Here is a 10,038-nt window from a genome sequence, read left to right as displayed (position 1 = left end):
TTCTCGGCTTTTTGGACTTGTTCATTGGAGGAACCGAGCGCCCCCAATAAGTCCTCATTGTCCGGACCAACTGACGGCGCAGGATTTCTGATGCTTGTTGGTGTTCTCGAAAACTTCACGGATGGCCCAGTCAGGGGCGCTTCAACGCCATCGACCAGCCGCACCGTCTGCAACATGTCGCGCGAAGCGGTGTGCTCTTCCGACGCAACGTCCGTATACGTATTGACGCGTGTCGCTGCGAGCCCCTTCGCGGCAAAGGCATCGACAACCTCTTCGACTGGACGCGCACGGCACCAGTCCGCCAGAAGCGCGTTGAGTTCTTCCCGCCGCTCCAGCCGCTCAGGCAGTCTCAGGCCGGTCAAATCCGCCCGGCCCATAAGCTTGGCCATCGCATCCCAGTGGGAATCCAGCAGCGTGGCGATATAGGCCGATCCGTCCTTGCACGGAAAGACGTTCGCTGGCATCGCCTTTGGGAACTGGTTGCCGGTCTTCGGAATATCTATTCCGTAGGCGCCGGCCGTGAGATGCCCGTTACTCGCATAGAGCAGACTATCGATCAGCGCGACATCGACATGTTGGCCTTCGCCCGTGCGGTCACGGTGCCGCAAAGCAGCGAGCGTGCCGAGCGCAGCGTGCATACCCGCAAGATCGTCACCGAGGAATGTCGGCGCCTTCATCGGCGGCTGGTCGGGCTCGCCTGCGATTGATGTCCAGCCACAATAATTCTGCGCAACCGGATCATAGCAGGCACGGTCAGAAAGCGTCCCGAACTGACCGAAGCCGCTGATCGACACGTAGACGATATCGGGCTTCACGGCCGCAACGTCGTCATAGCCGACGCCCCAGGATGCGAGCGTTCCCGGGCGGAAATTTTCAATCACGACATCAGCGCGTTCGCACAGCTTCAGAAAGCTGGCTCGGCCTTCCGTCTTGCGCAAGTCCATCGAGACGTTCCGCTTATTCCGGTTCACCGTCTCATGCATGATCATCAGATCCGAGCCCGGTATGCCGAGCGGCTGACGGCGCATGACTTCGCCGGCCGGGTGCTCGACCTTGATCACCTCCGCGCCGAAGTCAGCCAGAAGACACCCCGCCATTGGGCCCGCCCAGGATGTCGTGATTTCGATAACCACCAGTCCCTGACAGGGCCCCGTGCAATCGGTGCGTGCGTTCCTGTAGAAGTCTGCCTTTTCCATCCTGTTCCTCCGAATCTGCTCTCTTGCGGAGCTGTTGCGTTACAAGTTGAATGAGAATCCGCCATTCACCGGGTAAGTCTGTCCTGTGATCCAGCTCGCCGCGTCCGACGCCAGAAACAACGCCATGTTGGCGACGTCTTCAGGCTCTCCGAACCGGCGGATTGTGTACTGGCTCAACATTCGTTTAGCGCGTTCCGCATCTTCCGTTACGTCAGCAACGCCGGGCGTCCTTGTGGTGGCAATCGCAACGCTGTTTGCAGTGATGCCGTAGCGCCCCATCGACCGCGCCACGCCTCGCATGAAGCCTGCCGCGCCAGCTTTCGCTGCCGAGTAGATCTCAAGGCCGGACTCACCGACGCGCCCGGCATCCGACACGATCGTGACCAGTCGCCCCGATTTGTCCTCGATCATTCCGGGAATGACCGCGCTTGTGCAGTTCAATACCCCGTACAGGTTCACCGCCAGAAACGCGTCCCAGGTCTCTGTCGACGCCGTCCAGAAGGGTGCCATTTCCACTTCATCGGGCTTGGCCCCCATATTGCCGGCATTGTTGACGAGAACGCCGATCGTGCCGAGCTCCCTGCTGGCCTTGCTGACCATCTCGTCAACCGAAGCGCGGTCAGTGACGTCCGCTGCGATCGCCATCGCTTGGCCGCCCATCGCCTTGATTTCTTCAGCGACATCATCCGCGCGGTCCTGATGAAAATCATTCACGACGACCGCATCGGCACCGCTGCTGGCAAAGTGTAGCGCGACCTGTCGGCCGATGCCCTGCCCCGCCCCGGTCACGAGGCACACACGCCCCTGCAAGCTCAATATCTGTTGGTCCACACTACCCTCGCTTAACTCTATTGTGCCTTCTGGGACGAGAAGATCCCGGCATAAACTTTACTCTTGGCAGCCGAGCGCGCGCGGAACTCCTCCCGCTCCTGCTCCGTCGCCATATCGCGAATAGTCCTGCGCTCCAGGGCAAGGCCCTCATCAAGCGGCACATCCAGTGCACCATTGAGAAGCCGCTTGCCGGCCGCCAGCGCATAGGGTGCCTTGCCGACCAGCTGGCTTGCCAGATTGACCGCGGCCGACTGCAACGCGTCACGAGGCGCAACAGCCGTTACGAGCCCGGCGCTCAACGCGTCCGCGGCAGACAGCGGATTACCAAGAAGGATCAGCTCCTTGGCCTTGGCGAGGCCAACGATACGCGGCAGCCTTTGCGTGCCCCCCGCCCCTGGCAGGGCGCCAAAACGAATCTCTGGAAGACCAATCTGGGCGTCCTCGGACATGATCCGGAAATCACAAGCGAGCGCGATCTCGCATCCGCCTCCCATGGCCGCGCCATTAATGACGCCGATCACCGGTTTTGACACTTCTTCTATATGGCGGATGAAGTCGCGCCGCGGATCGCCCATGACGCCTTCCGGGGTCATCATGTCCTGAATCTCGCGAAGATCGGCGCCACCGCAAAAGTGTTTGTCGCCAGCGCCCGTAATCAGAATGCAGGCAATATTCGGGTCGCTATCAAGCGCATCGAGCGCATCATTGAAGTCAACTGTGAGCTGGAGCGTGATCGTGTTTGCCCGCTCTGGCCGGTCCAGCAAGATGGTGGCGACTTCACCCTCATATCGCACCTGAATTGGTTTGGTGTCTTTCACCTTTTCCATCCCTTTAATTCCTTGACTGTGTAATTTAAGGGCATCATATTATTCACGTCAACACATAATTGATTTTCGAGGGGAGAAGCGTGTGGAGAAGCTGATTGATCAACAGGAAGAGGCGCCGCGCCTGAAAGGTCAGCACTGCTGCGCCTGCGGCAGGGTGGCGTTTCCACCCAACCCGTATGGATGTGAAATTTGCGGCGCGTCTGGTGAGCAGATCGAAGAGCAGCTCCTGGACGGCAAAGGCCGCCTGCTCGCATTCGTCACGACTCATCACGCCAATCAGCGCGACATCGCCGTGCCTTATACGGTCGCTTCAATTGCGCTCGAGGACGGTCCCGTCATTCGCGCTTTGATGAAGACGCCAACAGATGCCGAGCTAAATGTGAACGACGCCGTTGAAGCGGTGCTGGTCAGCAGTGAAACGGCAGCCGGTGACGCATCCCCGCAATTGCGATTTCAGCGTTCAGGGGCAGATTGATGCGCAAACCGCTGAATGAATTCCGCCCGGTCTATGTGATCGGAATCGGGCTGCATCGTTACCAGTCGATCAGCGACAAGACCTATGTGGAACTCGGGCTGACCGCCATTCGCGAAGCCCTCGCCGATGCTGACCTGCCCTTCTCTGAGGTCGAGTCTGTATATACTGGCACAACTTTCCTCGGCATGGCGCCGAGCCGCGCCATGCTGCGTCATCTCGGCGCGTCCGGACTGCCGATTGCCCAGGTCGAGAACGCGTCTGCATCGGGGTCGACGGCTGTTCGACAGTCTGTGCTGGAAGTCGCGAGCGGTGCGTGTGATGTCTCGCTGGCGGTAGGTCTGGACAAGCCCGGTCGTGTCAGGTTGGCGCATGAAAAGGCTGGCGTCCCGGACCTCGTCAACGAGTATGTCTCTCCGTTCACGCACTTTTCGCTACTCGCCCACGAATATATGACCACTTACGGCACCACCGCCGAACAGGTCGCTGCCGTCGCCGTAAAGAATTACCGGAACGCGTCGAAGAACCCATACGCTCATCGCCAGCAAGGCTTCACCATGGAAGACGTTATGGCGGGCTCACCGATCTCGGGCACGCTGACCAAGCTTCAGTGCTGCCCGATTGGCGAAGGCGCCGCGGCCGTCATTATCGCTTCGGAAGAAGCCATCAAGCGCCTCGGCATTGATCCGGCGCGCTGTATCCACGTCCTGTCGTCCACCTCACGGTCCGAAATGGTCTACGGACCGGGCGCCGATCCAGACACCGAACTTACCCGCGAAACCCTCGCCATGAGCTGCGAGGAAGCGGGCATTGCACCGAACGATCTCGACATTGTCGAATTCCATGACGGCTTTTCGATCGAGGAACTTCTTTATGTCGAGGCGCTTGGCATCTGCCCGCCGGGGAAGGCAGCCGAACAGCTGGAAGGCGGCGACTTCGACATCGGCGGCCGTGTCGCCGTCAATCCCTCGGGCGGGCTCCTGGCAATGGGGCACCCCATCGGCCCGACCGGCGTCGGACAGGTCTGCGAAATCACCCGCCAGCTGCGCGGCGAAGCCGGTGAACGTCAGCACCCGGACGCGCGGCTCGGTCTCGCCCACATGGTCGGTATCGGGTCGGTCTGCCTCGTTCACATCCTGAGCAAGTCGGGTCCAGCCTGAAGCGGCCCCATGCCTCTCAACAGAAAATCGGAAACAGTCATGAGAATAGGTCAAATCGTACCGAGCTCGAACACTACGATGGAAACGGAAATTCCGGCCATCCTGCGCGGGCGCGAACGCACCCTCCCGGGCGAGCAATTCACATTCCATTCAAGCCGTATGCGGATGAAAAAAGTCATAAAAGAAGAACTGGCCGCGATGGACCGTGACAGCCTTCGCTGCGCTGCTGAACTGGCGGATGCCGAAGTGGACGTCGTTGGCTATGCCTGCCTCGTTGCAATCATGAGCATGGGGCTCGGATATCACCGCACCAGCCAGGATGCTCTTCACGCCCGAATGAAAGAAGAAGGACATGCGGCCCCAGTCGTCACGTCCGCCGGCGCGCTCGTCGACGAACTGAAGCTCGCCGGCATCCGCTCGATTTCCATCGTGACACCCTACATGCCGGCGCTCACGGATCTGGTTGTCGACTATATCAAGGATCAGGGCATCGACGTCATCGATTCCATCGCGCTGGCGATACCGGACAATCTCGAAGTTGGCCGGCGCGATCCGATGGCCCTGGTCAACGATGTCGACCGTCTGAACACCAGAGGCGCAGACCTCGTCGTAGTGTCGGCTTGCGTGCAAATGCCGTCGCGCGAAGCCATCCCGGTCGTCGAAGACAAGCTCGGACTGCCCGTCACCTCCGCCGCTGCGTGCACGACGCGGTCGATGCTACGCGCGCTCGGCCTCGACCCGGTTGCACCTGATGCAGGCTTCATCCTGAGCGAAGCCGCGAAAGCTGCGGCTGCCGCTTCCAGCGAAGACATTCAAGGCTAGTAGAAGGACAAGAACACCATGGCCAAGGAAGCCCCACGATTTACCACCTCGCCCGTCCTCATCGCGTTTACCGAAGAGAGCCAGTCCCGCGACACATATGGCGGCGGCGTCTCCAACGTCATCCTTCAGGGCATGCACATGCGCCGCCCCGATGCGACCAAGGACACCGTGCTCGTCTTCATGCATCCAACGGCGACGCTCGACACGCTGCCCTTGCCGCGTGATCTGGCCCGCCTCGGCGTGCCAGTCCTGACCTGTGGCAGCCGTTACCCACACAATGACAGCGCGCTCATCATGGAAAAGGTGCTGGTCGACCTTGGCCAATACATCAAATACGCGCGAGAAAGGCTTGGCTACAAACGGGTTGTCCTCGCCGGGTGGAGCGGCGGTGCATCACTGTCGGTCTTCTATCAGTCGCAGGCCGAAGCGCCCAATGTCACGCAAACGCCGTCCGGTGAGCCGGTGGACCTTTCGAGCTTGCCACCTGCAGATGCGATCATGCAGATGGCCGCCCATTCTGCCCGCGCGCGGATCATGACCGAATCGATGGACGCCTCGATCCTGAACGAGCTCAACCCCGGTGAACGAAACCCGGAGCTTGATCTTTACGACGACAAGAACGGCCCAAAACCTCCGTACTCCGATGACTTTGTCGCCGCTTACCGGGCCGCTCAGATCGCACGCAACCGGAAGATCACCGCCTGGGTGAAAGATACGCTCGACCAGCTTCAGCGCAAGGGCGGCGACGACCAGGAGAGATGTTTTGTCACCCATGGCACGATGGCCGATCCAAGATGGCTCGATCCGCGCATTGATGCGAATGACCGGGTTCCGGGCAAATGTTATCTCGGTGACCCTGCCGTCGTGAATAACGGCCCGATCGGGCTCGGCCGGTTCGCCACGTTGCGCAGCTGGCTGTCACAGTGGAGCATCGACGAGTCCCGCGCGATGACTGAGCGACAAGGCCCTGGCGTGAAAGTCCCGGCAATCGTGATTGCCAACTCGGCTGATGATTGCTGCCCACCCTCCCATACAGAGACGATCTATCAGAGCCTTGGAGGCCCCAAGGAGCTGCACACCATCCAGGGCGCCAATCACTACTACATCGGCCAGCGCGAACAGCTGAAGACCGCTTTGGATCTCTCCACCTCCTGGCTGCTCAAGACGGGCATGCTCGAGGGCCTGCCTGACTGATGATCGACCAAAGGGCGTTTTTCCTCGCGCCATGCCTGCGCCGCAGTCCTTCGGGTCTGCGGCGCTTTTTTTGGGGCGCGATAATGGCGGCGCTCTCTGCCCCGGGCCACTCTAGCCTGGGTCGACTGCGCGTTTTCACGGCTCATTCGCGCAAGGGGCGCCGATTACTTGTTCAAGACTGTAAATGCCACAGTGCCTCTGTATCACGCAGTGTAGAATTATAAGGGCTTAATTTACCTTGATCTCTTCATTATGTTGAATTGTTGGTGATTAGTCGGCACCAGGATCGGCAGCTGCCAGGCGCTACAGGCTCATCCGTGATAGCTGAACGAGCCTTGTCGCGTGAGGAAATTAGCCTCCAGCGTTTGGCAAACAGGCAGCGCCAGGAAATCTGAGGGACGAGAAAGACATGACCCTGAAATCGAAACCGGACGACGCTGTAGGTAAGGCCTCAACCTCGACGGGCGACAAGAAGCGCCCAAAACGGCGCAAGAGACGAGAACAGCAGCGGGCGATCGATACAAAGCAGGCGATATTGACGTCGGCGTTGCGAGAGTTTGCGGACAAGGGCTTTGAAGGGGCGAGTACGCGCGAAATCGCAGAGCGCGCCGACGTAAACCACCGGCTCATCGGCCATCATTTTGGCAGCAAGGAACTACTCTGGAAGGCGACCGCCAAGGAGGTCTTCGGAACCTATGTACTCAAGCAGCGCGAACGCTATCAGGGACTGGACGGCGTCGACCAACCGATCCTTCTGAGGCTGATGCTGAGGGAATTCATCCTGTTCAGCGCAAGAGTGCCCCAACTGCACCGCTTCATGGTTCAGGCAAATGAAAGCGCAAATGAGCGCTTGTCCTGGTTGATTGAAAACCACCTCGCACCGGGCATTTCGCTCGACCTTCTATTGCTCAAGAAAGCGCAGGACGCCGGCATGTTGCGCGACGGGGACGTGATGCACCTGCGCTATTTGTTTATTGGAGCCTCAACATCGGTCTTCACGCTCGCCGAAGAGTACAAATTCATGTCGAAGCAAGACCCCTTCAACGAAAAGTTTATCGAGCAACATGTAGACATGGTGCTGTCCCTTTTCCTCACAGAGGCCGACTAATCGGCAAACCTCGTTCAATGTTGGCGTGCGGTATGGGAAGCGGATCGGCGGCATGCTTGTTTCGCGCGCCACCGAATTCCGCTCCCCCCTATTCTCTAGAACCTCCGGCCCAGAACGATAGATCCGTTGAGGCTCGACATGGTCTCGCCGGCCAGGCCGTCCACCAGCAAGCTGGCGGTCCAGTTCTCACCGAGGCTCACTGAACCGGTGGCAGAGGCCTGCACACCGCTGGTATCCTGTCCTGGAGCACGAATATTGAAGCGTGCATCAGGCGCGCCTTCAAAGGCGGCCACCGATGACGTGCTGTTAGACGCGCCGTTCACGTACTGGACGGACAGGTCCAGTGAGCTGCGCTCGGACTGCCAGTTCGCGAACACGCCAGCGCCAACCGACGTCTGCTCGTCGGACGAGCCTGATGAAACAAGGTTGAGGCTATCGGCGCCGCGTTCGCGGAAGCCGCCAAGGTCAGTGCTGGTATGAGCCACCGACACGACCGGACCGATGGAGAGTTTCTCTCCGGCGGCAAGGCCATACCTGTCTTCGGCCGCAAGGCTTTGGCTTTCGATCGAAGCATCTGCGAAGGCGCGGCGGACGAAATTGCCCACGACGATCCGGCGCGCCACATCGGCATCGATATCGGCAAGGGTTGCAGCCGCACTCGCGGTCAAGCCCCTGCCACCGGTCCCGTACCGGCCATAGGCGGAGATGTGCTTGTCCTCATAGTCGACATCACTCTGACGCGGATCGAGCGTAACGTCGCCCGAGCGGTACCCCAGAGCCACACCCGCGACCCAGCGATTGTCCGGCGCAGCAAAATCGGCGCCTACGTCAAAGCCGTAATTGCCGTGCTCGATCTCGCCGCCATTGCCGTCAGGGTCGATGGACCCGTCAGATCCGGTGGCGGCGGCCCAGATACCCCAGCCTGGAGCGAAGCTGCGGCGGCTACGAGACAGAGCCTGACGCGACAGGACAGTCCCGTTCGCACCCGCCTGCGCCAGCATCGACGCATAGATTTCACCGGATGTGGTGTCGAAAGCCGTCAAGGCCTGCCCGGAATTGGTGAAAATGAGCTGGTCGAGGACAGCCGCCATATCGCCTGTCGCGCCGGTCTCGATTGCATCAAAGGCGGACGCGACCGCCAGTTGGTTTGGTGTCACAGCTGCCGTCACGAAGTCCGGTGCGAAAAAGCCCCGTTCAGCGATCAACAGGACGTTGTCGGCATTGTGCTGCAGGCTGAGCGTCAGGAATGGGAGATTGCTGTCGAGATCAGCGAATGTGCCTGTCACGCCGTCCGTCGCAGAAAGGATCTGATACTCGGCGAAGGAACTGAAGCCGGTGCGCGGTGTCAGTGACGATACAGCGACCGTGCCGCCATTGAGCGTTGCCGTGCCGTCGATTTCCAGACGATCCGAAGCCCCGATCCCCGCCAGGCTCGCGTCATCTGCACTTCCGTCGATATCGACCAGGAAGCGTGAGCCTGTTTCGAAGACAATATCGCCTTCAACAGAGGTGACTTGCACCGGCCCGCCATCGCCAGGCGAGACGTCGCCGCTGATCGTCAGGACATTGCCCGCGCCGAGCAGGACCTGATCGCGCGTGTTGAACAGACTGCCGGCATCGATGGTCAGCACGTTTGAGCCGCCGCCGAGGTCGACATTGCCAGTGAGCGTGCCCGAATTGGTCAGCGTGCTGTCCTCATCGCCGAGCTGGATGTCGCCGGTGATCGTGCCCGCATTGGTCAACGTCTCGATGCCGCCGACCCCCTGGGACAGGATGGCAAAGCGGTCAGCGCTCAGCGAGCCCGTATCGGACACCGTAAGCGTGTTGATCAGGCTGCTGGTCACCAGGCCATCGCTGCCTGTGCCGGTCGCCGAAACATCCTCGGAGATTTCCAGAGTGGCGAGGCGGGAGTTCTCGTCCGATGGCCGGTTCGGATCAGCCCCCGGGCTGCCCCAGCCGGTACCAATGCGGATGGCATCGGCATTCTCCCCGCTTGTGGCAATTGTGCCGAAGGCCAGCGCCAGGGAGGTGCGCGTTTCATCGCCAGTAGCAATCTCCGGCAGGGACCCGACAACGAACCCGTTGGAGCGGTCTCCTGTCGTGGTCACATCGACACCGGTCGATACCAGCGTGATCGTGGACCCCGTCAATGTCCCACCAAGGCCGAAGATCTCTGCGCCGTTAGCGTCATTGCCTGACGTGGAGATCGCGCTGTTCTGCAGCAGCATGGCCCAGTCGGAATTGGTCATATTGCCGTTGAGCGCTGCCGACAGACCCTGCACCTGCAAGCCGCGGGCATTGTCGCCTGCGGTCGTGATATCGAGATTGTCGAAGGTCAGTGTGGTCGAACTGTCCACCATGGCAAGATCGCCGCTGCTGCCGAGGACGATCCCGCTGGCCCGAGCGCCCGTCGTCGATACCGTAATAT

9 protein-coding genes are annotated in these 10,038 nt (G+C 60.3%); 5 read left to right on the top strand and 4 right to left on the bottom strand.

Annotated features, from left to right (window positions below; all coding sequences use genetic code 11):
* The 3 genes from WA989_RS07335 to WA989_RS07325 all read right to left on the bottom strand — a co-directional run.
* Window positions 1–1,196, bottom strand: a 1,196-nt coding sequence (locus tag WA989_RS07335; RefSeq protein WP_424339852.1) for a CaiB/BaiF CoA transferase family protein, incomplete at its 3' end; no start/stop codon positions are given.
* 39 nt (window positions 1,197–1,235) lie between these two features.
* Window positions 1,236–2,027: an SDR family NAD(P)-dependent oxidoreductase gene (locus WA989_RS07330; protein ID WP_424339851.1), complete on the bottom strand. Its 792-nt coding sequence runs from the start codon at window positions 2,025–2,027 to the stop codon at window positions 1,236–1,238.
* Window positions 2,028–2,044: 17 nt separating this feature from the next.
* On the bottom strand, window positions 2,045–2,854 hold the full coding sequence (locus tag WA989_RS07325) for an enoyl-CoA hydratase/isomerase family protein (RefSeq protein ID WP_424339850.1): 810 nt from the start codon (window positions 2,852–2,854) through the stop codon (window positions 2,045–2,047).
* An 82-nt stretch (window positions 2,855–2,936) separates the two neighbouring features.
* Between WA989_RS07325 and WA989_RS07320 the strand changes: the two genes are divergently transcribed.
* The 5 genes from WA989_RS07320 (at window position 2,937) to WA989_RS07300 (ending at window position 7,610) form a co-directional block, all read left to right on the top strand.
* A complete protein-coding gene (locus tag WA989_RS07320; protein WP_424339849.1) occupies window positions 2,937–3,329 on the top strand; it encodes a Zn-ribbon domain-containing OB-fold protein in 393 nt (130 codons plus the stop codon).
* Window positions 3,329–4,486, top strand: a complete 1,158-nt coding sequence (locus WA989_RS07315; protein WP_424339848.1) for a thiolase family protein — start codon at window positions 3,329–3,331, stop codon at window positions 4,484–4,486. The genes WA989_RS07320 and WA989_RS07315 overlap by 1 nt, the downstream gene beginning before the upstream one ends.
* A 39-nt stretch (window positions 4,487–4,525) precedes the next feature.
* A complete protein-coding gene (locus WA989_RS07310) occupies window positions 4,526–5,308 on the top strand; it encodes a maleate cis-trans isomerase family protein (protein WP_424339847.1) in 783 nt (260 codons plus the stop codon).
* 18 nt (window positions 5,309–5,326) lie between these two features.
* The gene (locus tag WA989_RS07305; RefSeq protein WP_424339846.1) at window positions 5,327–6,502 is read left to right on the top strand and encodes an alpha/beta hydrolase; all 1,176 of its coding nucleotides are present in this window, start codon (window positions 5,327–5,329) and stop codon (window positions 6,500–6,502) included.
* Window positions 6,503–6,911: 409 nt separating this feature from the next.
* On the top strand, window positions 6,912–7,610 hold the full coding sequence (locus WA989_RS07300; RefSeq protein ID WP_424339845.1) for a TetR/AcrR family transcriptional regulator: 699 nt from the start codon (window positions 6,912–6,914) through the stop codon (window positions 7,608–7,610).
* A 95-nt stretch (window positions 7,611–7,705) separates the two neighbouring features.
* Here WA989_RS07300 and WA989_RS07295 read toward each other — a convergent pair.
* A partial coding sequence (locus WA989_RS07295; RefSeq protein ID WP_424339844.1) for an autotransporter outer membrane beta-barrel domain-containing protein occupies window positions 7,706–10,038 on the bottom strand: 2,333 nt, incomplete at its 5' end.

The organism is Henriciella sp. (assembly GCF_049649345.1).
Taxonomy (GTDB): Bacteria; Pseudomonadota; Alphaproteobacteria; order Caulobacterales; family Hyphomonadaceae; genus Henriciella.
Note: the sequence above shows the minus strand (reverse complement) of the source record. Positions and strands in the feature narration are given on the sequence as shown.